The sequence below is a fragment of the Microbispora sp. H13382 genome, from assembly GCF_014161445.1.
GTDB lineage: Bacteria > Actinomycetota > Actinomycetes > Streptosporangiales > Streptosporangiaceae > Microbispora.
In genome coordinates, this window is the sequence record NZ_JABBXA010000003.1 from 289,986 (window position 1) to 314,998 (window position 25,013).

General features: G+C 72.7%; 21 protein-coding genes. 13 read left to right on the forward strand and 8 right to left on the reverse strand.

Annotation, left to right across the window (positions count from 1 at the left end; translation table 11 throughout):
• Positions 1 to 96 precede the first annotated feature (96 nt).
• From HHX41_RS08930 to HHX41_RS08940, 3 genes are all read left to right on the forward strand, one after another.
• Positions 97 to 756 (forward strand): CBS domain-containing protein, encoded by a 660-nt coding sequence (locus tag HHX41_RS08930; RefSeq protein ID WP_169982311.1) that lies wholly within the window; start codon positions 97 to 99, stop codon positions 754 to 756.
• Positions 757 to 776: 20 nt separating this feature from the next.
• A complete protein-coding gene (locus tag HHX41_RS08935; RefSeq protein ID WP_169982312.1) occupies positions 777 to 1,766 on the forward strand; it encodes an Acg family FMN-binding oxidoreductase in 990 nt (329 codons plus the stop codon).
• A gap of 87 nt (positions 1,767 to 1,853) precedes the next feature.
• Positions 1,854 to 2,450: a hypothetical protein gene (locus tag HHX41_RS08940; RefSeq protein WP_182905526.1), complete on the forward strand. Its 597-nt coding sequence runs from the start codon at positions 1,854 to 1,856 to the stop codon at positions 2,448 to 2,450.
• Positions 2,451 to 2,466: 16 nt separating this feature from the next.
• On the opposite strand, the gene HHX41_RS08945 is transcribed toward HHX41_RS08940, so the two are convergent.
• Positions 2,467 to 2,922, reverse strand: a complete 456-nt coding sequence (locus HHX41_RS08945) for a hypothetical protein (RefSeq protein ID WP_182905527.1) — start codon at positions 2,920 to 2,922, stop codon at positions 2,467 to 2,469.
• Between the two features lie 190 nt (positions 2,923 to 3,112).
• Here HHX41_RS08945 and HHX41_RS08950 point away from each other — a divergent pair, with 190 nt between their 5' ends.
• The 3 genes from HHX41_RS08950 to HHX41_RS08960 are packed head-to-tail and all read left to right on the forward strand — an operon-like array spanning position 3,113 to position 7,363.
• On the forward strand, positions 3,113 to 5,509 hold the full coding sequence (locus tag HHX41_RS08950; RefSeq protein ID WP_182905528.1) for a cation-translocating P-type ATPase: 2,397 nt from the start codon (positions 3,113 to 3,115) through the stop codon (positions 5,507 to 5,509).
• 1 nt (position 5,510) lies between these two features.
• The gene (locus tag HHX41_RS08955) at positions 5,511 to 6,362 is read left to right on the forward strand and encodes a universal stress protein (RefSeq protein WP_182905529.1); all 852 of its coding nucleotides are present in this window, start codon (positions 5,511 to 5,513) and stop codon (positions 6,360 to 6,362) included.
• Between the two features lie 14 nt (positions 6,363 to 6,376).
• Positions 6,377 to 7,363 (forward strand): lactonase family protein, encoded by a 987-nt coding sequence (locus HHX41_RS08960; RefSeq protein ID WP_182905530.1) that lies wholly within the window; start codon positions 6,377 to 6,379, stop codon positions 7,361 to 7,363.
• On the opposite strand, the gene HHX41_RS08965 is transcribed toward HHX41_RS08960, so the two are convergent.
• Genes HHX41_RS08965 through HHX41_RS08975 form a run of 3 tightly spaced genes read right to left on the reverse strand, consistent with a single transcriptional unit; the run spans position 7,353 to position 10,074 of the window.
• Complete coding sequence (locus HHX41_RS08965) at positions 7,353 to 8,186, reverse strand: SAM-dependent methyltransferase (protein WP_249350006.1); 834 nt, start codon at positions 8,184 to 8,186, stop codon at positions 7,353 to 7,355. The two genes, HHX41_RS08960 and HHX41_RS08965, sit on opposite strands and share 11 nt — an antisense overlap.
• Positions 8,187 to 8,228: 42 nt before the next feature.
• Positions 8,229 to 9,044 (reverse strand): DUF4253 domain-containing protein, encoded by an 816-nt coding sequence (locus tag HHX41_RS08970; protein ID WP_182905531.1) that lies wholly within the window; start codon positions 9,042 to 9,044, stop codon positions 8,229 to 8,231.
• Positions 9,045 to 9,102: 58 nt separating this feature from the next.
• Positions 9,103 to 10,074, reverse strand: a complete 972-nt coding sequence (locus HHX41_RS08975; RefSeq protein ID WP_182905532.1) for a LuxR C-terminal-related transcriptional regulator — start codon at positions 10,072 to 10,074, stop codon at positions 9,103 to 9,105.
• A gap of 120 nt (positions 10,075 to 10,194) precedes the next feature.
• On the opposite strand from HHX41_RS08975, the gene HHX41_RS08980 reads away from it, so the two are divergent.
• From HHX41_RS08980 to HHX41_RS08990, 3 genes are read left to right on the forward strand one after another with little or no spacing between them, the layout of a single operon-like run.
• Positions 10,195 to 11,793, forward strand: a complete 1,599-nt coding sequence (locus tag HHX41_RS08980; RefSeq protein WP_182905533.1) for an ABC transporter substrate-binding protein — start codon at positions 10,195 to 10,197, stop codon at positions 11,791 to 11,793.
• A 7-nt stretch (positions 11,794 to 11,800) separates the two neighbouring features.
• Positions 11,801 to 12,730, forward strand: a complete 930-nt coding sequence (locus tag HHX41_RS08985) for an ABC transporter permease (RefSeq protein ID WP_169982321.1) — start codon at positions 11,801 to 11,803, stop codon at positions 12,728 to 12,730.
• Positions 12,717 to 13,556 (forward strand): ABC transporter permease, encoded by an 840-nt coding sequence (locus tag HHX41_RS08990; RefSeq protein WP_182905534.1) that lies wholly within the window; start codon positions 12,717 to 12,719, stop codon positions 13,554 to 13,556. The genes HHX41_RS08985 and HHX41_RS08990 overlap by 14 nt, the downstream gene beginning before the upstream one ends.
• 54 nt (positions 13,557 to 13,610) lie before the next feature.
• On the opposite strand, the gene HHX41_RS08995 is transcribed toward HHX41_RS08990, so the two are convergent.
• The 4 genes from HHX41_RS08995 to HHX41_RS09010 all read right to left on the reverse strand — a co-directional run bounded on the left by HHX41_RS08995 (position 13,611) and on the right by HHX41_RS09010 (position 19,047).
• Positions 13,611 to 14,891, reverse strand: coding sequence for a M20/M25/M40 family metallo-hydrolase (locus HHX41_RS08995; RefSeq protein WP_182905535.1), 1,281 nt, complete (start codon positions 14,889 to 14,891; stop codon positions 13,611 to 13,613).
• Positions 14,888 to 16,714, reverse strand: a complete 1,827-nt coding sequence (locus HHX41_RS09000; RefSeq protein ID WP_310741858.1) for a prolyl oligopeptidase family serine peptidase — start codon at positions 16,712 to 16,714, stop codon at positions 14,888 to 14,890. Before HHX41_RS09000 ends, HHX41_RS08995 begins: the two co-directional genes overlap by 4 nt.
• Entirely contained in the window at positions 16,711 to 17,832 is a 1,122-nt protein-coding gene (locus HHX41_RS09005; RefSeq protein WP_310741859.1) for a C39 family peptidase, read from the reverse strand. The genes HHX41_RS09000 and HHX41_RS09005 overlap by 4 nt, the downstream gene beginning before the upstream one ends.
• Positions 17,833 to 17,925: 93 nt before the next feature.
• On the reverse strand, positions 17,926 to 19,047 hold the full coding sequence (locus HHX41_RS09010; RefSeq protein WP_182905537.1) for a DUF5925 domain-containing protein: 1,122 nt from the start codon (positions 19,045 to 19,047) through the stop codon (positions 17,926 to 17,928).
• Between the two features lie 161 nt (positions 19,048 to 19,208).
• Between HHX41_RS09010 and HHX41_RS41655 the strand changes: the two genes are divergently transcribed.
• The 4 genes from HHX41_RS41655 to meaB all read left to right on the forward strand — a co-directional run bounded on the left by HHX41_RS41655 (position 19,209) and on the right by meaB (position 24,975).
• Positions 19,209 to 19,982, forward strand: a complete 774-nt coding sequence (locus tag HHX41_RS41655; protein WP_182905538.1) for an N-acetylmuramoyl-L-alanine amidase — start codon at positions 19,209 to 19,211, stop codon at positions 19,980 to 19,982.
• Between the two features lie 75 nt (positions 19,983 to 20,057).
• Positions 20,058 to 21,860 (forward strand): methylmalonyl-CoA mutase subunit beta, encoded by a 1,803-nt coding sequence (locus HHX41_RS09020; RefSeq protein WP_182905539.1) that lies wholly within the window; start codon positions 20,058 to 20,060, stop codon positions 21,858 to 21,860.
• Entirely contained in the window at positions 21,857 to 23,986 is a 2,130-nt protein-coding gene (gene scpA, locus HHX41_RS09025) for a methylmalonyl-CoA mutase (protein WP_182905540.1), read from the forward strand. Before HHX41_RS09020 ends, scpA begins: the two co-directional genes overlap by 4 nt.
• A complete protein-coding gene (gene meaB / locus HHX41_RS09030) occupies positions 23,983 to 24,975 on the forward strand; it encodes a methylmalonyl Co-A mutase-associated GTPase MeaB (RefSeq protein WP_182905541.1) in 993 nt (330 codons plus the stop codon). The genes scpA and meaB overlap by 4 nt, the downstream gene beginning before the upstream one ends.
• Positions 24,976 to 25,013 lie beyond the last annotated feature (38 nt).

The following is a 25,013-nucleotide window of genomic DNA, read 5'->3' on the forward strand; positions in this document are numbered from 1 at the left end:
CGGGTGGCCGAAAGTCCCAGGTGGTCAGGACCTTCACCGCTGACCCGGAAGGACGCGGCGAGGCACGCTGGCAATGAGGAGATGGGAGGCGTCGTCATGACGACGAAGGTGAAGGATGTCATGGGCAAGGTCGCCATCGCGGTGCCGATGGACGCGTCGTTCGCGGACCTTGTCGCCACCATGCAGCGGTTCAAGGTGGGCGCGGTCACAGTGATCGACGCCGACCGGCGCCCGGTGGGTGTGGTGTCGGAGGACGACATCCTCCTGAAGGAGTTCGTCCTGGACGAGAGCGTCTTCGACGGTCCCCGCAGGCGTGAGGAGCACCGCAAGGCGGTGGGCACGAAGGCCGGCCAGATCATGTCGCGCCCCGCGATCACGGTGACCGGTGGCACGTCGGTGCGGGACGCGGCCCGGCTGATGCACCGCAACCGCATCAAGCAGCTGCCCGTGATCGACGCCATGACCGGCCGCATCATGGGCACGGTGCACCAGGGAGACCTGCTGCGCGTGTTCGTCCGCCCGGCGGAGGACATCCTGGCCGAGATCGAGGAGATCGCCGCCCGGCTGAACCTCGGCCCCGACGACCTGCGGATCACCGTCTCCGGCGGCGTGGTCGGGATCAGCGGACAGGTGCCCCGCAGGTCGGACGTCAAGCCGCTGCTGCACGCCGTACGCCGGGTCGAGGGGGTCGTCGAGGTGGAAGCCGACGTCGCCTTCCTCGTGGACGACCTGCTCATCGCCCCGCCGTTGCTGTAGCCGAGCCAGGGGAGGAGATCGTGAACACTCGTACTTCCGAGGGGATCGCGCAGGCCGCGCAGGCCGCGGTGGAGGCGGCTCTGTGGGCGCCCTCGATCCACAACACCCAGCCCTGGTCGTTCGGCGTCTCCGGCGACGAGATCTGCCTGCGCGCCGACCCCGACAGGAAGCTGCGGGTCTCCGATCCCACCGGCCGGCAGATGACGATCAGTTGCGGCGCCGCGCTGTTCAATGTGCGTATCACCCTGCTGGCGCTCGGCTACGAGCCCGAGGTCCGCCGTTTCCCGGACCCGGAGCGACCGCTGCTGCTGGCCAGGATACGGGTGCGGCCCGGGCGTGAGCCGGGCGAGCACATCCGCCTGCTGCATGCCGAGATCGAGCGCCGCCGCACCCACCGGTCCGGGTTCACGGCTCTGCCGGTGCCGGACCGTCTGGTCGACGCCCTCGTGTCGGAAGCGGCGCCCGAGGGCGGCCACATGATGCCCATCACGTCGGACGCCGCCGCCCGGGTGCTCGCCGCGCTCACCGGCGCGGCCCAGGACGTGCAGTCACAGGACCGGTTGTTCGTCCTGGAACTCATGCGCTGGGCCCGGCCGCCCGGCAGCTCGCGCCGCGACGGGGTGCCGGCGGCCGGTTATCCGACCGATCCCCGGCGTATGCACCCCCAGCACTTCGCGCAGCGGGACTACGCCCGGGGGCACGAGTGGGGGATGGCGCCGGACGAGCGGGTGTCCGCGTCGACGGGTCTCGTGGCGCTGCTGAGCACCGACGGCGACGGCCGCGAGGACTGGCTGCGCGCGGGCGAGGCGCTGCAGCGGATGCTGCTGCACGCCTCCGCGTACGGAGTGAGCGTCGCCTTCCACACACAGGCACTTGAGATGCCCGAGTTGCGCGAGTTCATCCGCACGCATCTGTGCTCGGGAGAGCCGCCGCAGATGATCATGCGCCTGGGGTTCGTCATCGACGAGAGCGAGAGCATGCGACGCGCCCCCTCCGAGGTCATGGAGTGAGGTAGGCCGATCTCGGTCCGCCCGAACGCGCGTGGACGGGCGTGCCGGGGGAAGTGGGATCTCCTGTGGTCGTCAGGAGGTGTGCCCATGAGATCGGTCGCCCGCTGGGTCGTGTCGTGGCTACGCCGCTACCGGCCTGATGGCAACCCGCTGCGCCGCCGTTCCGACCGGATCGAGGCGGCGCTCGTGGTGGCGGCGCTGGCCGTCGTCCTGCTCGCCGCGTGGCCCGCCTCGCTGATCGCTCGTACGGTGTACGACGGCGGCGTCAGGGCCGAGCGAATGGGGCTGGGAGCGCGGCAGCTGGTCGAGGCCACCCTGATCCAGGACGCGTCGGCTGTCGCGGTTGACGGCCGCGGGATGCTGGGGGCGAGTCCGGTGCGGTGGACGCTGCCGGGCGGCGAGGTCCGGGAGGGCATGGTCCCGGTGGCTCTCCTCCTGCGGGACGGCCCGGCGAACGCGCGGTTGTGGGTCGATGCCGAGGGCAGGCCGGCCGTGGCGCCGCCGCAGCGGGCCGAGACGGTGACCAGGGCGTGGCTGGCCGCCTTCGGCGTCGTGTCGGCGGCCGCCGTCCTGGCCTGGGCAGGCTTCGTTCTGGGGCGTCATCGGCTGGACCGCAGGCGCTACCGCGAGTGGGAGGCGGCCTGGGCGGCGGCCGACCGGAGGTGGCGCCGCCATCACATCTGACCGCCATCCGCGCTGATCACCTCATGTTCTGTGAGATGTTGCAGGAGGGACTGTCGGGGGCGCAGTACGCGCCCTGACTGGTTATTTTCCCGGCGGACGTGACGGTGGTCGACTGCGGGCCGCTCAGGAGCGAGGGTGTGCTGACGCCGTTGAGGTTCTGGACGTCCCGGCCGTTGCCCGAACTGTACTGCGTGGCACTGGTCCGCGAGTCCCGGGCGATCTGGTAACTCTGCGGGCCGGGCCTGGGCTTGGCCCTCGCTCTCGCCTTCGCAGCCTTGGCCGCCTTGGCCGCCTTGGCCTTTGCTTTGGCCGCCGCGGCCGCGTGAGGCTTGCGGCGCAGCGGCGCGGAGGCCGCGTCCGCCGCATCCGGAACGGCGAGGCCCGCCAGCGAGACGACGAGCGCGGCCACCGCGAGCCGCCGCACCGTCGTGACGAGACCCCTCCCGGGGACGTCCGCGCAGTGACGAGACACCTGGCACCCACCTGCCCGTTCAGCTGTGGATATAAGCGACATAGGGCATATGCCCGTATCGCTGTGGCCGGGCCTGCGTCCTGGGGGATTCCGGCACGGATGATTACCCTGCCTGGTGCGGGCCGAAGGTCCCGGCGGCCGATGGCTTTCGCCCGGCGCAGCCACCGGAGGCGGATGATCTGCTGGTGACATGACATCCGCTGTGCGCACGCTGCGTGGACTGCCCGAGGAGGAGGCCACGCGCCTGCTCGCCGAGCACGGGCCCAACGAGATCCCCCAGCCCCGGCCGCCGGCCCTGCCGGTGCGGGCCGCGCGTCAGCTGGCGGATCCGCTGTCGATCCTGCTGCTGGTGGCCGGCCTGGTCACGCTCGTCGTCCTCGCCGAGGTGCCCGAGGGCATCGCGATCCTGGCCATCCTGCTGGTGAACGTGCTGATCGGGACCGGCCAGGAGGCCAGGGCCGACAAGGCCGTGCGTGCGCTGCGGGCGCTCACCGCGCCGATGGCCACGGTCGTGCGGGGCGACGCCGTACGACGGGTGCCCGCGGCCGAGGTGGTCCCCGGCGACCTCGTCGTCGTCGCGGCCGGGGACCGGGTGCCCGCCGACGCGCGGCTGGTCGAGGCCGAGGCGCTGGCGGTGGACGAGGCGCCGCTGACGGGGGAGTCGCTGTCCGCGGCCAAACGGGCGGGTGGCCCCGGCGGGCCGGACGTGCCGCTGGGCGACCGCGCGGGGGAGATCTTCTCCGGCACGCTCGTCGTGCACGGCCGCGGAACGGCCGAAGTGCTGCGTACCGGCGCCGCGACCGAGGTCGGCCGCATCGCCTCGGCCCTGCGCGGCGGCGGCAGGGGACCGCTGGAGGCCGAGCTCGCCCAGGTGTCGCGGCGGATCGGCCTGCTCGCCGTCGCGGCGGGCGCCCTGATGATCCTCATCGGCCTCACCCGGGTCAGCCGGGGCGAGGCGTCGCTGGTCGACATCATCCTCGCGGGGGTGGCGCTCGCCATCGCCGCGGTGCCCGAGAGCATGGCCGCGGCCGTCACCACCGCGCTGGCGCTGTGCGCCCAGCGCATGGCCCGGCTCGGGGTGATCGTGCGCCGGCTGCCCGCCATCGAGGCCTTGGGCGCCACGACCGTCATCGCGGCCGACAAGACCGGCACGCTGACCACCGGCCACCTCACCGTGGCCGACCATCTCGCCGTCTCCGGCACCGATCTGTGGCGGGCCGCGCTGCGCTGCAACGACGCCAAAGACGGGCTGGGCGACGCGGTGGACGTCGCGCTGGCCGCGGCCGCCGCCCGCGAGGACGTACGGCTGCCGGCCGGGGAGACCCGGATCGGCACCCGTCCCTTCGACGCCGAGACCCGCTCGATGGCGGTGGTCACCGCCGTGGACGGCGCGCGCCCGCTGCTGACGGTCAAGGGCGCCCCCGAGGTGGTGCTGGCCCGCTGTGCGCCCGATGAGCGGACCGACCGGCTCGCGGAGGCCGTGTCCGGGCTGGCCCAGCGGGGGCTGCGAGTGCTCGCGCTCGCCGAGGGGGAGACCGACGATCTGGACGCCTCCGGGCTGCGCCCGCTCGGCCTGGTCGCGCTGCAGGACGAGATCCGGCCCTCCGCGCGCCGCGCCGTGGGCGACTGCCGGGCCGCGGGCATCCGGGTCGTGATGGTGACCGGCGACCACGCGGAGACCGCGCGCTCGGTCGCCGCGGAGGTCGGCATCGACGCCGACGCCGTGGTGGCCCGGGTGGATCCCGCCACCAAGCTCCGCCTCGTACGTGAGCTGAAGGAGCGCGGCGAGGTGGTGGCGATGACCGGCGACGGCGTGAACGACGCCCCGGCCCTGCGGCACGCGGACGTCGGCGTCGCCATGGCCGGTGACGAGGGCACCGACGTGGCCCGCGAGGCCGCCGCCGTCGTCGTGACGAACGGCGAACTCGGCACGATCGTGACCGGCGTGCGGGAGGGCCGGCGGCTGCGCCACAACGTCGCCTCCATGATCGGCTACCTGCTCGCCGGCAACCTCGCGGAGATCCTCATCGTCCTGGCCGGGCTGATCGTCTGGCCGGACCTGGTCGTGCCGCTGCTCCCGGTGCACCTGCTCTGGATCAACCTGGCCCTGGACGGGATCCCCGCGATCGCGCTCGGTGTCGACCGCCCGGCGGGTGACCCCCTCACGCTGCGGCGGCGCGAGAGGCTGATGGCGTGGACGGCGCTGACCCGAATCGGGCTGCGTGCGGTGGTCGTCGCGGTGCTCGTCTTCGCCGCCGTGGAGACGGCGCGGCGGCTCGGCTGGAGCGACGAACAGGTCCGCGCCCAGGCCGTGCTCGCCCTGGTCTTCGCCCGGCTGACCCTGGCGTACGTGACCCGGGCGCGCCGGATGACCTTCGAGCGCGGCTGGTGGCGGGGCCGCTCGGTGCTCGTGGCGGTGGCGGCCACGCTGGTCCTGCAGACCCTCGTCACCGCCGTGCCCTTCCTGGGCGCGCCGCTGGCCCTCGTGCCGCTGCCGCCGCTCGGCTGGGCGATGGCCCTCGGCGCGGCCGTGCTCACCGTGACGTTGTGCGACGCGCTGCGCCGCGCCACACCGGGACGTGAGTGAGATGAGGCAGGAGATCGTGGTCGCCTACGACGGCACGCGGCAGAGTCGCGCCGCCGTCGAGTGGGCCGCGGCGGAGTGCCGGGTCCGGCGCCGCGCGGGCGTCGCGGTCTGCGAGGTGTGGGACGGCCCCTACCCGGAGCGCGCCGAGGCCGTCGCCGCCGAGGAACGCCGCCTGGCGGCGCTGCGGCTGTTCGAGGGGGTACGGCTGGCCGAACGCCTGCTGCCCGGCCGGGAGGTCCGTCCCGTGCTCGTGCGGGGAGATCCCAAGGACACGCTGGTCGCCCTCAGCCGGGAGGCCGCGATGCTGGTCGTGGGGCATCGGAGGCACGGGCGGCTGACCGGGCTGCTGCTCGGCTCGGTCAGCGCGTACGCCGCGGCGCACGCCGCCTGCCCGGTCGTCGTGGTCGGCGCGCCGGCGCCCGCGCCGCCCGCCGGCGGGGTGGTGGTGGGGATCGATGTGGCGCGGCCGGACGGACCGGAGGCGGAGTGCGCCATGCGCTTCGCCGTGGAGGTCGCGCGCAACCGGTCGCTGCCGCTGACCGCGGTCTACGCGACGCGGGGGGGCGAGCCGGAGGGCGAGCGGGCGCTGACGCGGATCGTCGAGCCGTGGCGGCTGCGCTGCCGGGCGGGGGTCACGATCGAGACCAGGGTCGTCGAGGCGCCGCCGCTGCCCGCCCTGCTGTCATGCGCCGGGAACGCCCCACTGCTGGTCGTCGGGGCTCGCGGGGCGGGCGGCCGGGCCCGGCTGCTCGGCTCGGTCGGGCAGGGCCTGCTGTGGCGCGCCGCCTGCCCGGTCGCGGTCGTCCACCCGGCTCCCGTCTGGCCGATACCATTCGGTATCCCGACGATCTGATCCTTGGAGTGACAATGCCCCGTCCCGGTCTGGTGATCGGCGGATACACCCCGGACACGGAGGGATCGGGCCCCGGCCTGACGGTCGCCCGGGCGCAGGCGGACGGGCGGCTGGAGGCGGTGGCGGAGGCGGCCGCGTCAGGGCCGTCGTTCGTCGTCGCCCACCCGCGGCTGCCGCTGCTGTACGCCGTGCTCGAACGCGCCGGGGACGGCGGTCTCGCGGTCTTCGCCGACGAGCCCGCTCCGCGGCCGCTGGCCGAGTACCCGAGCGGCGGGTCGCTGCCGTGCCACCTGGCGCTCGACGCGGAGGCGCGGTGGCTGGCGATCGCCAACTACGGCGACGGGACCGTCACGGCCTACCGGCTGGGTGAGGACGGGATGCCCGAGCCCGGCCCGCTGACGTTCCCCCACGAGGGGCGCGGCCCCCACCCCGACCGGCAGGAGGGCCCGCACGCGCACCAGGCGGTCTTCGGGCCCGACGGCGTGCTGTACGTGACCGACCTCGGCACCGACGAGGTGCGCCGCTTCCTGCCCGGCATGCGCCCGCACCCCGGCGGTCCCGTACGGCTGGCCTCCGGCAGCGGCCCCCGGCACTTCCTGCACCACGAGGGGCACTGGTACGTCACCGGCGAGCTGGACGGGACCGTGCGCGTCTACGACGGCGAGTGGCGGGAGGCGGGCGTGGTGCGGGCGAGCGGCGCCGAGGGCGATAATCTGCCCTCCCACATCGCGCTGTCCGCCGACGGCCGCCACCTGTACGTCGCCAACCGCGGGCCGGACACCATCAGCGCGTTCGAGGTCGAAGGGCCCCGGCTCACGATGGCGGCCGAGGCGCCGGCGGGCGGAAGCTGGCCACGCCATTTCGCCGTCGACGGCGACCGCCTCTACGTCGCCAACCAGCGCTCGGACGCGGTCGCGGTGCTGGCGCTGAAGGACGGGCTGCCTGGGCCCGCCGAACAGGCGCTGGCGGTGGGCACTCCGTCCTGCGTGCTCATCCGGTGACCCGGCCGACGCCCCCGACGATCCACACCCGCTGCGCCTGGCCGGCGCTCTGCGGGGCCTCCGGCCGCCACTGGCGGATGTAGACGAGGCCGGGGTCGACGAGTTCGGTGCCGTCGAAGAAGCGCATCACCTTCTCCCGGCTCCGCGGCACGTCGTCGGCCTGCGGCACGATCTGCCGGAACAGCTCGACGATCCGCGCGGCCAGCTCGGGACGGCTGTCGAAGACGGCGTGGCCGATGGCCAGGTAGCTGCCCGGGGCGAGGTGGTCGCGCACATGGGCCACGCACTTGTACGGCTCGGCGCCGTCGGGGAGGTACTGCAGCCGGGCCGGGATCAGCACCCCCACCGGCTGCTCGAAGTCGATGAGCCGCAGCATCTCGGGGTGGGCCAGCATCTCCGCCGGGCGCAGGATGGAGCCGTCCACCACTCCGGTGCCGCGGTCGCGGGCGAGCATGGCCCGCGCGTGCGTGAGCACCACCGGGTCGTCGTCGACGTACACCACCCGGGCGTCGGGCGCGAGCTCCTGGGCGACCTCGTGCGTGTTGCGCCGGGTCGGCAGCCCGGACGCCACGTTGAGGAACTGCCGCACGCCCTGCCCGACGAGGAAGCGCACGACCCGCTCGAGGAACTCGCGGGTGTCCACGGCCATCGTCTTGACCTCGGGCGCGATGGTCATCAGCCGCTCGGCGAACGCCCGGTCGGCGGCGAAGTTGTCCTTGCCTCCCAGCAGGTAGTCGCTCATCCTGGCGATGTTCGCGGTGCCGGTGCTGAGGCCCGCCACCTTGGCGGGCCGCTCGCCCCCGTCCAGCTCCGTGCCGCCCAAGCCGTCTCCCTCGCTCACAATTGTCCGCCGGTAATTATCGCCCTAATCCCACCAGAACGACCAGGCATTCTGACCAACGATCTGCTCGGCGTAGTCAACCAGCGTGCCCGGGCCCTGGAGGATGCTGTCGGGGCAGAACGTCCAGTGCTCGGCCGCGACGTGCAGCGCGTGCGCGGGCGTGGCGGGCGGCGCGGCGACGCTGAGCTCCAGGGTGTTGAATCCCATGCCGACCACCCGCGCCCCGAACCGCTCCTCCCAGCTGCGCACGACGGCCGCCAGGGGCACGGTCCACTCGTTGTGGTGCAGCGCCCCCTGCCAGCCCATGGCCACCATCGCGTCGGCGCCGCGGTTCACCGCGGCGAGCCCGAGCGGCGTCATCCGCTCGGCCACCACGTCGGCGTACCAGTCGGCGACCACGTCGGGGTCGGCCACGAGCGCGGCGGGCGGTGCGATCCCCGGGCACTCGGCCCCGAAAGGCGCGAGGTACGCGTCGTGGCCCAGCAGCAGGTCCTGCCACGCCTCGGCCATGAACCCGGCGGCGCTGTAGTAGTCGACATGGTCGGGCGAGTCCGGCGCGATCTGCCCGGCGGACCAGGGCTGCACACCGTCCTCCAGCAGCACCGGCCACAGGCCCGACCGGGGGTGCTCGGCGCGCAGCCGGGCCCACAGCCCGGCCGGCACCGGCTCGTCGCTCAGCCAGAACGAGGGATGGTGATGGGTGCGCAGTTTGTCGTAGTCGGGGTCCGGCCACACGAGGGACCCGGACGGCAGGTCGACGGACAGCACCCGCCCGTCGCCGCCGTCACCGAACAGCAGCTCCAGACCCGTGGGGAGCCGCCGACGCTCGTGAACCGACATGCGCCAATAATGTCGGAACCGGCCTCGGCACGTCCCGCGAGGGCGATCATTATGGAAATCACGGAATGTCGAGCCGGCACAGTCCCTCGGCGAGGACCTTCGTCGTCAGGCGCGTCCGGCTGTCGCAGCCCAGTTTGGCGAAGATGTGCTCCAGGTGAGTGGTCACGGTGCGCACGCTCAGGACGAGCGCGGCCGCGATCTGCGGGTTGGAGTCGCCCTGCGCGACCCGGGTGAGCACCTCGATCTCCCGCGCGGTCAGATCGTACGGCAGGGCGCATGGACGCTCGGCGATGACGGCGCCCTGGATGGAGCCGTGGAAGCCCACGCCGGCCCGGTGGAGGCGCAGCTCGCGCCACTGGCCGGCGCCGTCCAGCCACAGCCCCCGCCGCGACAGCTCGCGGGAGTCGATGAACGCCCTGGCGAGCTCGGCCATCGCCGGTTCGGCCGCGAGCGCCTCCGACGGGGGCCATCCGGCCACGTCCCTGTGCCGCCCGCCCCGTTCGTACGCGACGGCGTGGAAGCCGGGCGGCAGGCCGAGCGGGTCGATGACGCAGCGGGTCACGTCGGTGAGGTGGGCCAGGGCGGGGGAGACCGCGCTGATCACCGCGGGCGCCTCCGGCGGCAGCTCCGCGCGGGAGCCGACGTGCAGCAGCCCGGTGTAGCGCCCGCCGGTGAGGAAAAGCGGCGTGGTGATCCCGGCGCGCCAGCCGTACGGCTCCAGGTGGCGGCGGAAGTAGCGCTCGGTGCCGGGGGAGCCCATGACGACGGGCGTGCGCCGGGACATGGCCCGGCGGTAGGCGTCGAGCCGGGCGTACTCCTCAGCGGCGTCGTCGTCCACGCGGGTGTAGCCGGCGGAGACCAGCGAGCGGTGGCTGCCGGTCGCCGGGTCGAACGCGACGAACTCGTAGGCCTCCACGGGGATGACCTCGCCCAATGCGGTCATCGCCCCGTGCGCCCCCTGCCGGGCCACCTGGAAGCCGAGTTCGGCGACGGCGTGCAGGCTCCGCGCGCTGAGGCTGATTGCGTCCATGGATCCTCCATGCTCAGCCTGCCCGGTAAAGGTTCCGCAAGGAATACGTAAAGTCTCCGATGCAGACGGCGGCCCTGTTACCTACCCTCACCCGCAACACGACGGAGAGGCGGAGGACCAGTGAGGGTCACGAGAAGCCGGGCGGCCGCCCTCGCTGTGGCGGCCATCATGCTGAGCGGCGCATGCGGGGGAGGATCGTCGTCCGACGGCGGCGGCGGCAAGGGCGCGAACGCGTTCTCGGTCGCGCTGACCGAACCCGACCATCTCACTCCAGGCAACACTTCGAGCAGCTACTCGCTCACCGTGCTCGACGCGCTGTTCGACACACCGGTCGCGATCGATCCCGCCACCGGAAAGCCGCAGATGCGGGCGGCGGAGTCGGTCACCAGCACCGACCAGAAGGTCTGGACGATCAAGATCAAGCCGGGGCGCAAGTTCAGCAACGGCGAGCCGGTGACCGCGCAGAGCTTCGCCGACGCGTGGAACGCGGCCGCGTACGGGCCGAACGCGTGGACCAACAACTACTACTTCGACAAGATCGAGGGCTACGACAAGCTCAACCCCGAGAGCGGGGAGCCCTCCACCGACAAGCTGAGCGGTCTCAAGGTCGTCGACGACACCACCCTCGAGGTCACGCTCACCGCGCCGTTCAGCCAGTTCCCGATCACGCTGGCGTGGATCGCGTTCGCGCCGATGCCGAAGGCCGCCTTCGGCGATCTCAAGGCGTACGACCAGGCGCCGATCGGCAACGGGCCGTTCGTCCTCGACGGCGCCTGGGAGCACAACAAGCAGATCAAGGTGAAGCGGTCGCCCGCCTACACCGGCGAGCGCGCGGCCAAGGCCGACGCGGTGACCTTCAAGATCTACGCCAGCCGCGACACCGCGTACACCGACCTGCGGGCCGGCCGGGTGGACCTGCAGCTCACGATTCCCCCGGCGAGCGCGCCCGAGGCCAAGAAGCTGCTCGGCGACCGGTTCGTGGCGACGGCCGGCGGCACGATGGACTACCTCGGCCTCCCGGTCTTCGACAAGCGGTTCGCCAGCGCCGACCTGCGCAAGGCCATCTCCATGGCGATCGACCGGCAGGCCATCGTGGACGCGGTCTACAACGGCACGTTCAAGCCGATGGGGTCGCTGCTGGCGCCGCTGGTGCCCGGCTACCGCGAGAACGCCTGCGGCGAGGCGTGCACGTACGACCCGGCCAAGGCCAAGGCGCTGTTCGACCAGGCCGGCGGCTTCAGCGGCACGCTGAACCTGTGGTTCTCCAACGCCGACCCCAGCTACGAGCAGTGGATGACGGCCGTCGCCAACCAGCTCAAGCAGAACCTCGGCATCTCCGACATCAAGTTCCGCAAGATCCCGGCGTCCGACTACCTGTCGACGCTTCGCGCCCACAAGCAGGACGGGCCGTACCGCAACAACTGGGTCATGGACTACCCGAGCCCGCAGAACTACCTGGAGTCCATGTGGGGCGAGGGCAACCGGATGGGCTGGGAGAACAAGGAGTTCCTCGACCTCATCGGCCAGGCCAACTCCGCCCCGACCTTCGACGACAGTCTCCCGCTCTACCAGAAGGCCGAGGACATCGCGCTCGCCGAGATGCCGATGATCCCGCTGTGGAACTGGCAGGACCAGATCGGCTACTCCAACCGGCTCAGCGGCGTGAACGTCACGCCGTACAGCGCCAACCTCGACGCGATCAGCGTCAAGCAGGGGTGACCCGAGGGTGAGGTACGCCGCGCAGCGCCTGGCCCAGGCGATCCCGGTGTTCTTCGCGACCACCTTCCTGATCTACACGATGGTGTTCGCGCTGCCGGGCGACCCGATCCTGGCGCTCGCGGGCGACAAGCCGGTGCCCGAGCAGGTGCTCGCCGTGATGCGGGCGCGCTACCACCTCGACGAGCCGCTGCTCGTGCAGTACGGCCGCTACATGCTCGGGGTGTTCCAGGGCGACCTGGGGGAGACCTTCACCGGCCAGCCGGTGAGCGAGCTCCTCCAGGACCGGTGGGCGGTCACCGCGCAGCTCGCGCTGACCGCCTGGGTCTTCGAGCTCGCCGTCGGCGTCGGGCTCGGCGTCCTGGCCGGGCTGCGCCGCGGCGGGGCCGCCGACACGGCGGTCCTCGCCGGCACCACGTTCGTCATCGCGGTCCCGGTGTTCGTGGTCGGGTACACGGCCCAGATCGTGCTGGGCCTCAATCTGGGGCTGTTCCCGACCGCCGGGACCGACGAGGGCTGGCCGGGCAGCTACCTGCTGCCCGGGATGGTCCTCGGCTCGTTCGGGCTGGCGTACGTGGCCCGGCTCACCCGTACCTCCCTCGTGGAGAACCTGCGCGCCGACTACGTCCGTACGGCGACCGCGAAGGGCCTCGCCCGGCGGCGGGTCATCGGGTTGCACGCGCTGCGCAACTCGCTCATCCCGGTCGTGACCTACCTCGGCGTCGACTTCGGCAACCTCATGGCCGGGGCGGTCGTCACCGAGGGCATCTTCAACCTGCCCGGCATCGGCCAGCAGGTGTTCCAGTCCATCCAGCTCCAGGAGGGTCCGGTCGTCGTCGGCGTCGTCACCCTGCTCGTCATGATCTTCATTCTCGCCAACCTGGCCGTCGACCTGCTGTACGGCGTGCTCGACCCGAGGATCCGCCGTGCTCGCGCGTGACGCATGGGCGGAACTGCGCGGCCGCGCGGTCTTCTGGTTCTCCACCGCCGTCCTGCTGGTGGCCTTGGCGATGGCGGCCTTCCCCGGGCTGTTCGCCCGCCTCGGCCCCAACGAGGCCTGCGACCTGCGCATGTCCAAACGCGGCCCGGCCGACGGCGCGCTGTTCGGGTACGACCTGCAGGGCTGCGACTACTGGTCGCAGGTCGTGCACGGCACCCGGGCGTCCATCGTGGTCGGCGTCGCGGTCACCGTCTTCGCCCTGCTGATCTCCATCGTGCTCGGGCTGATCGGCGGCTACTACGGGGGCGTCGCCGACGCGCTCATCTCCCGGATCACCGACGTGTTCTTCGGCATCCCGTTCGTGCTGGGCGCGACCGTCGTGCTGGTGGCCTTCCCCGACCACGGGATATGGGCGATGACGCTCGTGCTCGTGCTGCTCGGCTGGACGACCATGACCCGGCTGATGCGCGGCCAGGTCATCGCCGTCAAGGACATGGACTTCGTCGCCGCCGCCCGCATGCTGGGCGCGAGCGACCGCAGGCTGATGTTCCGGCACATCCTGCCCAACGCGATCGCACCGGTCATCGTGGTGGCCATGCTGAACGTCGGGAACGTCATCGCGGGCGAGGCCACCCTCGACTATCTCGGCGTCGGCCTGCAGTACCCCGACGTGTCGTGGGGCCTGCAGCTGAACATCGCCCAGACGTTCTTCGCCGAGCACCCGCACCTGCTGGTCTTCCCCGCGCTGTTCCTCACCGCGACCGTGCTGAGCTTCCTCATGCTCGGCGACGTGGTGCGCGACGCCCTCGACCCCCGCCTGCGCTGAGACCCCAGCTTTGTCTCCGGCGTCGACATGACCTTCTACCAGGGCTGAGCGTTCCTACGCGGCCGCGACGAGCAGCCGGTCGAGGACGCGTACGCCGAACTCCAGGCCCTCGACGGGCACCCGCTCGTCGAGGCCGTGGAACATGCCGAAGTAGTCGAGGTCCGGCGGCAGGAGCAGTGGCGCGAAACCGTAGCCCCTGATGCCGATCCTGGCGAACCACTTGGCGTCGGTGCCGCCGGTCATGACGTACGGCACGGGCCTGCCGGCGGGGTCCTCGGCGAGCAGGGCGGCGGTCAGCTCGTCGAACAGCCCTTCGGCGGGGGAGGAGACGGCCTCCTCGAAGCTGACGAACTCGCGGGTGACCTTCGGGCCGAGCAGCCGGTCGACGGTCTCCAGGAACTCCTCGCGCTGCCCGGGCAGGAACCGGCCGTCCACGTGGGCCTCGGCCGTACCGGGAATGACGTTGACCTTGTATCCCGCGTCGAGCATGGTCGGGTTCGCCGAGTTGCGCAGCACGCCCTTGAACAGCGCGGCCGCGCGCGGGATCCGCTCGATCTCCTCCTCCAGCCGGTCGGCGTCGATCGGCCGGCCGAGCGCCCGCGACAGCTCCTCGATCAGCCGGGCCACCTCGGGCGTCAGCCGTACCGGCCAGGTGTGGTCGGCGAGGCGGGCGAGGGCCCGGGCGAGCTCGGCGACGGGGTTGTCCACGGCGGGCTTGGACCCGTGACCGGGCACGCCGCGGGCGGTCAGGCGCATCCAGGCGGTGCCGCGCTCCCCGACGGCCACCGGGTAGATGCGGACGTCGCCCTCGTACCAGGAGAAGCCGCCGGACTCGCTGATCGCCTCCGTGCAGCCCTCGAACAGGTCGCGGTGCCGCTCTACCGCGTGGCCCGCGCCGTACTCGCCGGTGGACTCCTCGTCGGCGAGGAACGCCAGCACGAGGTCGCGCCGGGGGCGCACGCCCCTGCGCGCGTTCTCGCGGGCCCAGGCGAGGGTCATGGCGAGCGTGCCCTTCATGTCGACCGCGCCCCGGCCGTGTACGCAGCCGTCCTCGATCTCCCCGGAGAACGGGTGCGTACGCCATTCGGCCGGGTCGGCGGGCACGACGTCGAGGTGCCCGTGCAGGAGCAGCGCGTCGGGGCTGTCGCCGGGGATGCGCGCCACCACGCTGGTGCGGCGCGGCGCCGACTCGAACACCACCGGCTCGATGCCGACCTCGGCGAGCAGGGACGCCACGTATTCGGCGGCTCGCCGCTCGCCCGGCCCGTCGCCGGACCCGTCGTTGGTGGTGTCGATCCGCAGCAGTTCCGAGCAGATCGCCGCGACCTCACTCACAACATCCCACCTTCCAGCTTCAGGGGCGGCACCTCGGGCGTCGGAAAGCCGAAGACGATCCCGTAGAAGGCCAGCTCGGTCTCCAGGGCCCGGACGATGGTGTCCTCACGCCGCCAGCCGTGCTGTTCCCCCTCGAAGGTGAGGTACGCCCACCGGTGCCCGTGGCGGGCCAGCGCGGCGGCGAAGCGCTCCGACTGCGCCGGATCGACCACCTTGTCCTCCAGACCGTGCAGGAGCAGGGCCGGGCCGGACGCCCGTCCGGCGTGCAGTTCGGGCGACCTGTCCAGGTAGCGCTGCCGGGTCTCGGGCAGCGGGCCGATCAGCCCGTCGAGGTAGCGCGACTCGAAGTCGTGCGTCTCGGCCGCCCAGTGCTCGGGGTCGGAGATGCCGTAGTGGGACACCGCGCCGCAGAAGACGTCGCTGTGGACGAGCGCGGCCATCGACGTCCAGCCGCCCGCGCTGCCGCCCCTGATCGCCACCTTCTCCGCCCGCCCGGTGTCCAGCAGCCACCGCGCCACCGTCTCGCAGTCGCGGACGTCGACCACGCCCCAGTTGTGCCGCAGCCGCTCCCGGTAGGCCCGGCCGTAGCCGGTGGAGCCGCCGTAGTTGACCTCGGCGACGCCGATCCCCCTGCTGGTGAAGTACGCGATCTCCAGGTCGAGCACCGGCGTGGCCGAACTGGTCGGCCCGCCGTGCACGAACACCACGTAAGGCGCGGGCTCGCCACCGGCCGGGGCGTACAGGTGCGCGTGCACTCCCTCGACGGCCACGGCCTCGGGGGTGGGCAGCTCGGCGTCCCCGGGCACCGGCTTGCCGGGGGACAGCACCTCGTGCGCCCCGGTGTCCAGGTCGACCCGCACCACCTCGTACGGGCGGTGGGGCGAGGCCGCCACGCCCACGACGTGGGAGCCTCGGGCCGACAGGGCGGGCACCCAGTGGGTGTAGTCGCCGCCCACGTCCCGGATGGGATTCGCTCCGGCGGGGTCGTCGACGACCCCGAGCCGCCGCTCGTCGGCCGTGCCGTACACGGCGGCGATGCGGCCGCCGGCGACGGCGAAGAACGTCCCGCCGATCTTCCAGGTGGCGTCGCCGAACTCCAGCGGCACCGGGGTCAGGTCGCGTGCCGTGCCGTCCAGTCCGACGAGGTGGATGTTCCACCAGCCGGTGGGGTCGGCGACGGCGTACAGGCTGTCGTCGTCGCGCCACTCGGCCTGGCAGGTGGACGCGCCGGACAGCAGGACGCGGTGGGGGCCGCCCTCCACCGGCCCGACGCAGAGCTCGGTGGCGTCCCAGGGCATGTCCGGGTGGTTCCAGCCGATCCAGGCGAGCGACCGCCCGTCCGGCGAGACGCGCGGGTTCATCAGGAAATGATGGGCCTTCACCACGCTGCGCAGGGGGGAGCCGTCGAGCGGCACCGCGACGATGTCGCGCTCGCCGCTGCGCGCGTCGCCCCGCTCCCGCACGCACCACACCTCGCCGCCGTGGACGACCAGGTCGGCGTAGCGGGCGGAGCCGCCGGGCGTGAGCGGGACCGGCTCCCCGCCGGGGGAGCACAGGTAGATCCGCCCGTCCGCCCAGTTGGTGAACACCAGACGGCCCTCGTGCGCGCGCCAGGAGCGCCCGCCGTACTCCATGACCCGGTTCCTGGCGTTCCAGCCCTGCGGGAGCACGTCCTCGATCACGCCGTCGGCCCTGCGCCGCACCACGCAGCGCCGGCCGCCCTCCCGCGGGCGCGGCTCGTCCCACCAGACCTCGTCTCCCGAGATCTCCACCCACAGCGGGCGGTCGTCCACCCGTGCGACGTCGACGGCCCGAATGGTCACCAGTTCCCCCCGGAGTCTGGAAGCGGAGTGCCGGGGGGATGCACGATGTGCGCGATCCCCCCGCTGCTCGTGGCGCGCAGCCAGACGCTCTCGAACGCCGCGCGCGGGTACACCCGCCGCACGCCGTCGTCGTCCGGCGCGGCCGGGTCGTTCGCGATCACGTCACCGCCGGCCGTGAATCCCGTGACGACCATGATGTGCCCGCTGGTGGAGTATCCGGCACCCGGCAGCTCGTGCTCGCGGAACGCCTGCGAGGTGATCACCGGGATCCCGGCGGCGATGAACCGCTCCAGCTCGGTCAGCGAGCGCAGCCGCGTGACGAAGCCGTCCAGCCCGTACCGCCCGGCGTACGCGACGCCGAAGGGCCAGTTGCCGGTCCCCTGGTAACTGTGGTCGTACATGTCGCGCGCGGCGTGGTCGACCGCCGGGCACGGGTCGCCGGGAGCGACCCAGGCGAGGTCCGCCGGGGCGGGCCCGCACCCCCAGTAGTCCAGCACCATCGTGAACGACGCGGGGCTGCACCAGGACTCCCCGCCGCCGTCCCACTGCGGATAGTGTCCCGCGTGGGCCTTCTGCGAACGGCGCGGCACGTCGAGCTCGACCGCCCGCGGCCCCGGCCGGCCGCCTCTGCCGGCCTGCCCCACCGCCGAGGCCATCACGGTCAGCGAGCGCACGCCGCCGCCGCTGCCGTACAGGGTGGCGCGCACGCGGTACGACGTGACGGGGCGGGCGGCGAGGAAGGTGTCCACGGCGACGTCCCCGTCGGCGTCCCCCTGGCCGGGCAGCGACGTGCGGTGGATGTCGGCGTCGGTCTCGGCCCACCGGCCCATGACGTACCACTTGGTCAGGGCGCCGGTGACGGTGCGCGCCTGGATCTCGATCTCCAGCCAGGCGCCGGGCGGCGCGGCGGCCGTCCACGAGGGCACCAGCTCGGTGGCCGCGAAGCCGATCTCCCGCTCCGGGGACGTCCAGCGCGTGTAGGGCCACTCCCGCTCGCCGCCGGGCGCGAACGGGTCCAGGTATTTCGCCGTCCCCGTCTCCCGGGCCTCGACGGACCACCGGTGGAGGACGACGGGGCTCGCCTGGGGGCTCGGTCCGGCCGACAGCAGGGTGACCACCTCGCCGATTGTTGTTACCGCCCCGACCTGGCACATCGGATGGTTTACGTATCCGACACAGGGGACAGTACGGCATCGGCCGCCGTGGTCCGGTCAGAGATAGAGGCCGATCGCGGGGGTGGGTTCTGCGGCGGTGGCCGGGCGGCCGTCGCGCTGGGCGAACAGCTCGGCGAGCGTCATCCCGCCGGGGCTCACGCCGTCCGCCCGGCCCAGCCAGCGGGCCGCCTGGTCCGCCTCGAAGCGGCCGACCTCGACCTGGGCCAGGCACCGCCCGGGCCGTACGACGGCCGGGTGGAGCCGGCTGAGGTCCTCGTTCGTCGTGATCGCGACGAGCACGTCCCTGCCCTGGCCGAGGAGACCGTCGGTCAGGTTGAGCAGGCGCGACAGGCCCTGGCCCGTGGACTGCTTGGCCTCGGCGCGGATCAGCTCGTCGCAGTCCTCCAGGACCAGCAGCCGCCAGCGCGGCTCGTCGTCCTCGCCCGGGCCGTCCCAGCCGACGGCGACGTCCATGAGATAGCCGGGGTCGTTGAACAGCAGCTCGGGGTCGAGCACGCAGTCGACCTGGCACCAGGACGCCCACTCTCGGGCGAGCGTGCGCAGCAGCGTCGTCTTGCCGGTCCCGGGCGGGCCGTGCAGGAGGACCAGCCGGCCCGTCACGTCGGCCGCGGTGGTCGCCATGAGGGTGTCCAGTCGGCCGGCGGCGGCCCGGGGGTAGTTCCGCCTGATCTCCTGCCAGGACGAGGTGGTGATGGGCTTGGCGGAGCGGTGGGGGCCGTGGCTCGACCGCCACCAGAAGCCCATCCGCACGTGGTCGGAGTCGGGGGCCGCCTCCTCCGCGTCCCTGGTCGCCTGCTCAAGGACCGATCCGGCCAGCTCCTCGCTGACGGCCGTGGCGGTCAGCGTCGCCGACCGGTTGGAGTTGCGCACCACCCGCAGCGTCCATCCCTCGCCCGCCATGAGCCGTGTCTCGTATCCGTCGGTGTGCTGCGCGACGCGCAGCAGCCGGCCGCCCTCGGGGGCCAGCGGGGCGCCGGCGCGGACCCGCGTGAGGTTGGCCGTGCGCGACCAGGGCTGCTCCCCGGTGGCGAACGGCGACAGGGCCATGGCGTCGATCACGTCGGCCGGGCTGTCGGAGTCGTCGAGCCAGATCCGCATCGGCACCGACGGCGTGGGCGTGGAGTGAGGAGTGAAATCGACCTCCTTGACAACGGACATACAGCCATGATCTCGACGAACATCTCGCTCTGTCGAATGGATTTATGTGCTATTCGGGTTGCTTGCCGTTTAACCGGTTTCATATGGGCAAAAGGCAGTACCTGCTGGGGCGTTACCGCTACGCTCGGTGTCCAGTCATACGGTTTGCAACGGAGAGCACTGTGGCCATCGATCTCGTGTCCCGCGCTGACTGGGGCGCGCGTCCTCCCAGGGGCTCGTACTCGTCGCTGGCATCCACGCGCGGCGTGAAGGTCCACTACACCGGCGGCCGCGTGGATACGGGCATCGTCGGCGACCACGCCAAGTGCGTGGCCATGGTGAAGTCGATTCAGGACTTCCATATCGACGGCAACGGCTGGATCGATATCGGATACTCCATGGTGGCTTGTCCGCATCGGAAGGTTTTCGTCGGCCGTGGGCCGGGGCACCTGCCGGCCGCCAACGGCCCCGGCCTGAACTCCGGCCACTACGCCGTGCTCGGTCTCGTCGGCAACGCCGGGCTGGTCCAGCCGACCGACGGCATCCTGCACGCGATTCTGGACGCGGTGGAATACCTGCGCGCCAAGGGCGGCGCGGGCAAGGAGATCAAGGGCCACCGCGACGGCTACTCCACCGACTGCCCGGGCGACCCGCTGTACGCCTGGATCAAGAAGGGCGCGCCGCGCCCCGGCACCACCCAGCCGGAGCCCCAGCCCGAGCCGGGGCCCGCCACGAAGTGGCCCGGCCGCCTGCTGAGATATCCGCCCGTCATGCGCGGCGACGACGTGCGCACGTGGCAGGCCCGGATGAAGGAGCTGGGCTACGACATCGCCGTCGACGGCGCGTACGGGCCGGACTCCCAGGAGGTGTGCCGCAGGTTCCAGAAGGACCGGCACCTCGACGTGGACGGCGTCGTCGGCCGCGACACCTGGAACGCCGCCTTCGCGCGCGAGTAGTCACTCGGTCCGCGTTGTCCACAGACCGGGACCCCGGGAGCCCTGAGCCGCTCCGGTGCATCTAGCATCCGGTGCATGACGGTGCCGCCTGTTGAACTCGACGATCTCGCCGATCCCGCAGCGGGGTTCCCGCAGGCCACACGCGAGCAGTGGCGGGCGCTCGCGGCCGACGTGCTGCGCAGATCCGGCTGGGGCGGCCCGCCGGACGCGGTCGAGGACGCCCTGTCCACCACGACCTACGACGCCGTCGCCGTGGCGCCGCTGTACGACGCCGCCGACCTGCCGCAGACGCCCCGCGTGGTGCGCGGCCCCGGCCCCTGGGACGTGCGCCAGCGGCACGCCGACCCCGATCCGGCCGCGACCCGGGAGGCGATCCACGCCGACCTGGAGAACGGCGTCACGTCCCTGTGGCTCGACCTGAACGTGATCGACCCGGCCGCGCTGCCGGCCGTGCTGGACGGCGTCCTGCTCGACCTCGCCCCGGTCGTCCTCGACGCCGGCCCGCGTACGGCGGAGGCGGCGGAGGCGTTCCTGCGCCATGTCGAGAAGACCGCCGGGGGAGTCGCGCTGCCCGGGGGCAACCTGGGCGCCGACCCGATAGGGCTGGCCGCCCGCACCGGTGCCGGCGTGGACGCGGGTGCCGCGGCCGCGCTCGCCGGCCGCTGCGCCGCGGATCACCCCGGCCTGCGGGCGATCACCGTCGACGCCCTGCCGTACCACGACGCGGGCGGCGCCGACGCCGAGGAGCTGGGCTGTTCGATCGCGACCGGCGTCGCCTATCTGCGGGCGCTGACCGGCGCGGGCCTGACGGCCGAGCAGGCGTTCGGGCAGCTCGAGTTCCGGTACGCCGCGACCGCCGACCAGTTCCTCACCATCGCCAAGCTCCGGGCCGCCCGGCGGATGTGGGCGCGGGTCGCCGAGGTGGTCGGCGGACCGGGAGTCCAACTCCAGCACGCGGTCACCTCCTCGGCGATGATGACGGTCCGCGATCCGTGGGTGAACATGCTCCGCACGACCCTCGCCTGCTTCGCGGCCGGGGTGGGCGGGGCGGACGCGGTGACCGTCCAGCCGTTCGACGCCGGCCTCGGCCTGCCCGACGCGTTCGCGCGGCGCATCGCGCGCAACACCCAGTCGCTGCTGGTGGAGGAGGCCAACGTCGCCCGGGTGGCCGACCCGGCCGGCGGCTCGTGGTACGTGGAGCGGCTCACCGACGACCTCGCCGCCCGGGCCTGGGAGTGGTTCCAGGAGATCGAGCGGGCCGGCGGCATGGCGGCCGCGCTCGAGCGGCTGGTCCCCGAGCGGCTGGCGGCGACCAGGGCCAGGCGCGCGGACAACCTCGCCCACCGACGCGACCCGGTCACCGGGGTCAGCGAGTTCCCCGACCTGAAGGAGAGGCCGGTGTCCCGGCGGCCCGGCCCCGGGCTCGCCGTCACCTCCGGTGAGGGGCTGCCGGTGATGCGCTACGCCGAGGAGTTCGAGGCGCTGCGCGACCTCGCCGACGCCCGGCCGGAGCGGCCCACGGTTTTCCTCGCCACGATCGGGCCGGTCGCCGCGCACACCGCGAGGGCGGCGTTCGCCGCCAACCTGTTCGCGGCGGGCGGCGTCGCGACCGTCGCCGGCGGCCCGGGCACCGACCCGGCCGCGATCGCCGCCGCCTTCCGCGACTGCGGCACCCCCGTGGCCTGCCTGTGCTCCAGCGACCGGCTGTACGGCGAGCACGCGGCGGCCGTCGCCGCGGCGCTGCGGGAGGCCGGGGCGCGCACGGTCTGGCTGGCCGGCAAGGGAGAGTATGAGGGGGTGGACGCCACCTTGTACGCCGGATGCGACGCGATCGAGGTGCTGCGCACGACGTTCGACGACCTGGGAGTGAACCGATGATTCCGGATTTCTCGGAAATTGACCTGGGGTCGAGCGCCGCGGCGCCGGACGTCCACTCCGGTGACGAGGTGTGGGAGACCCCCGAGGGCATCGCGGTCAAGCCGTTCTACACGGCCGCCGACCTCGCGGACGGTCCGTCCCTCGGGACGTACCCGGGCATCGCGCCCTTCCTGCGCGGCCCCTACCCGACGATGTACGTCACCCAGCCGTGGACCATCAGGCAGTACGCCGGGTTCTCCACGGCGGAGGAGTCCAACGCGTTCTACCGGCGGAACCTGGCGGCCGGGCAGAAGGGCCTGTCGGTGGCCTTCGACCTCGCCACCCACCGGGGCTACGACTCCGATCACCCCCGCGTCGCCGGCGACGTGGGCATGGCGGGCGTGGCGATCGACTCGATCTACGACATGCGGCAGCTGTTCGACGGGATCCCGCTCGACCGGATGAGCGTGTCGATGACCATGAACGGCGCGGTGCTGCCGATCCTGGCGCTCTACATCGTCGCGGCCGAGGAGCAGGGCGTCACGCCCGACAAACTGGCGGGGACCATTCAGAACGACATCCTCAAGGAGTTCATGGTCCGCAACACCTACATCTACCCGCCGGGCCCGTCGATGCGGATCATCTCCGACATCTTCGAGTACACCTCCAGGAAGATGCCGAAGTTCAACTCCATCTCGATCTCGGGCTACCACATCCAGGAGGCCGGGGCGACCTGTGACCTGGAGCTCGCCTACACGCTGGCCGACGGGCTGGAGTACCTGCGCGCGGGCGTCCAGGCGGGGCTGGGCATCGACGAGTTCGCGCCGCGGCTGTCGTTCTTCTGGTGCATCGGCATGAACTTCTTCATGGAGGTCGCCAAGCTCCGCGCCGCCCGGCTGCTGTGGGCCCGCCTGGTCAAGGGCTTCGGCCCGGCCAACCCCAAATCGCTGTCGCTGCGCACGCACAGCCAGACCTCCGGATGGTCGCTGACCGCGCAGGACGTGTTCAACAACGTCGTACGGACCTGCGTCGAGGCGATGGCGGCCACCCAGGGCCACACGCAGTCGCTGCACACCAACGCCCTGGACGAGGCGCTCGCGCTGCCGACCGACTTCTCGGCGCGGATCGCCCGCAACACCCAGCTGTTGCTTCAGCAGGAGTCGGGAACGACGCGGGTGATCGACCCGTGGGGCGGCTCCTACTACGTCGAGCGGCTGACCCGCGAGCTGGCGCGGGCGGCCTGGGGTCACATCCAGGAGGTCGAGCGGGCCGGCGGCATGGCGCGGGCCATCGACCAGGGGCTGCCCAAGATGCGCATCGAGGAGGCGGCGGCCCGCACCCAGGCCCGCATCGACTCCGGCAGGCAGCCGGTGATCGGCGTCAACAAGTACCGCCCCGAGGCGGACGAGCCGATCGAGGTGCTCAAGGTCGACAACACCGCCGTCCGCGACCAGCAGATCGACAAGCTCCGCAGGTTGCGCGAGGAGCGTTCGGCCGATGCCGTGGCCGGGGCGCTGGAGGCGCTGACGAAGGGCGCGGCCGGCGGGGAGAACCTGCTGGACCTCGCCGTGAACGCGGCCCGGGCCAAGGCGACGGTCGGGGAGATCTCCGCCGCGCTGGAGAAGGTCTTCGGACGGCACTCCGCGCAGATCCGTACGATATCGGGCGTGTACCGCGCGGAGGTGGGCGACGCCGCGGACCGGGTCCGCGAGGCGTGCGCGCAGTTCGAGAAGGCCGAGGGCCGCCGGCCCCGGATCCTTGTCGCGAAGATGGGCCAGGACGGCCACGACCGGGGCCAGAAGGTGATCGCGAGCGGCTTCGCCGACCTCGGCTTCGACGTCGACGTCGGCCCGCTGTTCCAGACGCCCGAGGAGGTCGCGCGGCAGGCCGTCGAGGCAGACGTGCACGTGGTGGGGGTCTCCTCGCTGGCGGCCGGGCACCTGACGCTGGTGCCCGCGCTGCGGCGGGCGCTCGCCGGCCTCGGCGCGGACGACATCATGATCGTGGTCGGTGGCGTGATCCCGCCGGGCGACGTCGAGGAACTGCGGGACGCGGGCGCCTCGGCGATCTTCCTGCCCGGCACGGTGATCGCCGACGCGGCCCTGGAACTGCTACGCGAGCTGTCCGCCCGGCTGGGTCAGCAGTGACCGCACCGGCGATCGAGGACTACGTCAAGGGCGTGCTGTCGGGCGACCGGCGGTGGACCGCCCGGGCGATCACGCTGGTGGAGTCGACCAGGGCCGACCATCGGGAGATGGCGCAGCGGCTGCTGGTCGAGCTCACCCCGCACTCCGGCAAGGCCCGCAGGGTGGGCGTGTCCGGGGTGCCCGGAGTCGGCAAGTCGACCTTCATCGAGGCGCTCGGCACCTACCTCACCGGGCAGGGCCACCGGGTGGCCGTGCTGGCCGTCGATCCCTCGTCGCGGCGCTCGGGCGGCAGCATCCTGGGGGACAAGACCCGGATGGCCGGGCTGTCGGCCGATCCGAACGCCTTCATCCGGCCGTCCCCCACGGCCGGGACGCTCGGCGGCGTGGCGAAGGCCACCCGGGAGGCCATCGTCGTCGTGGAGGCGGCGGGCTACGACATCGTGCTCGTCGAGACGGTCGGGGTCGGCCAGTCGGAGACCGCGGTCGCCGACATGGTGGACACGTTCCTCCTGCTCACCCTCGCCCGTACCGGAGACCAGCTCCAGGGGATCAAGAAGGGCGTGCTGGAGCTGGCCGACGTCATCGCGGTCAACAAGGCCGACGGCGAGCACGAGATGGCCGCGCGCAAGGCGGCGCGCGAGCTGTCCGGGGCGCTGCGGCTGCTGCGCGCGGCCACGCCCGTGCTCACCTGCAGCGGCCTCACCGGCGCCGGGCTGGAGGAGCTGTGGCGGCACGTCGTGCGCCACCAGGAGGGCGCCGACCTCGCCGCCAGGCGCAGCAGTCAGCAGGTCGAGTGGACGTGGGCGCTGGTGCGCGACCGGCTGCTGGCCATGCTCCGCGACACGACCGCGGGGATCGCCCCCGAGATCGAGCGGCAGGTCCTGGACGGCACCCTCACCCCGGCGCTGGCGGCCGACCGGATCCTGGCGGCCTTCCTGTCCGCCGGCGGCGCGATTGACACTCGGGAGATCACCTTTCCTCCCGAGTGAGAAAGATCGCTACCCCTGTAACCGGGAATGCACTGTTG

Coding starts and splice junctions, on each gene's coding strand:
- HHX41_RS08930 (WP_169982311.1), top strand. CDS start 97: ATGACGACGAAGGTGAAGGATGTCATGGGCAAGGTCGCCATCGCGGTG.
- HHX41_RS08940 (WP_182905526.1), top strand. CDS start 1,854: ATGAGATCGGTCGCCCGCTGGGTCGTGTCGTGGCTACGCCGCTACCGG.
- HHX41_RS08950 (WP_182905528.1), top strand. CDS start 3,113: ATGACATCCGCTGTGCGCACGCTGCGTGGACTGCCCGAGGAGGAGGCC.
- HHX41_RS08955 (WP_182905529.1), top strand. CDS start 5,511: ATGAGGCAGGAGATCGTGGTCGCCTACGACGGCACGCGGCAGAGTCGC.
- HHX41_RS08960 (WP_182905530.1), top strand. CDS start 6,377: ATGCCCCGTCCCGGTCTGGTGATCGGCGGATACACCCCGGACACGGAG.
- HHX41_RS08970 (WP_182905531.1), bottom strand. CDS start 9,044: ATGTCGGTTCACGAGCGTCGGCGGCTCCCCACGGGTCTGGAGCTGCTG.
- HHX41_RS08975 (WP_182905532.1), bottom strand. CDS start 10,074: ATGGACGCAATCAGCCTCAGCGCGCGGAGCCTGCACGCCGTCGCCGAA.
- HHX41_RS09010 (WP_182905537.1), bottom strand. CDS start 19,047: ATGTCCGTTGTCAAGGAGGTCGATTTCACTCCTCACTCCACGCCCACG.
- HHX41_RS09020 (WP_182905539.1), top strand. CDS start 20,058: ATGACGGTGCCGCCTGTTGAACTCGACGATCTCGCCGATCCCGCAGCG.
- scpA (WP_182905540.1), top strand. CDS start 21,857: ATGATTCCGGATTTCTCGGAAATTGACCTGGGGTCGAGCGCCGCGGCG.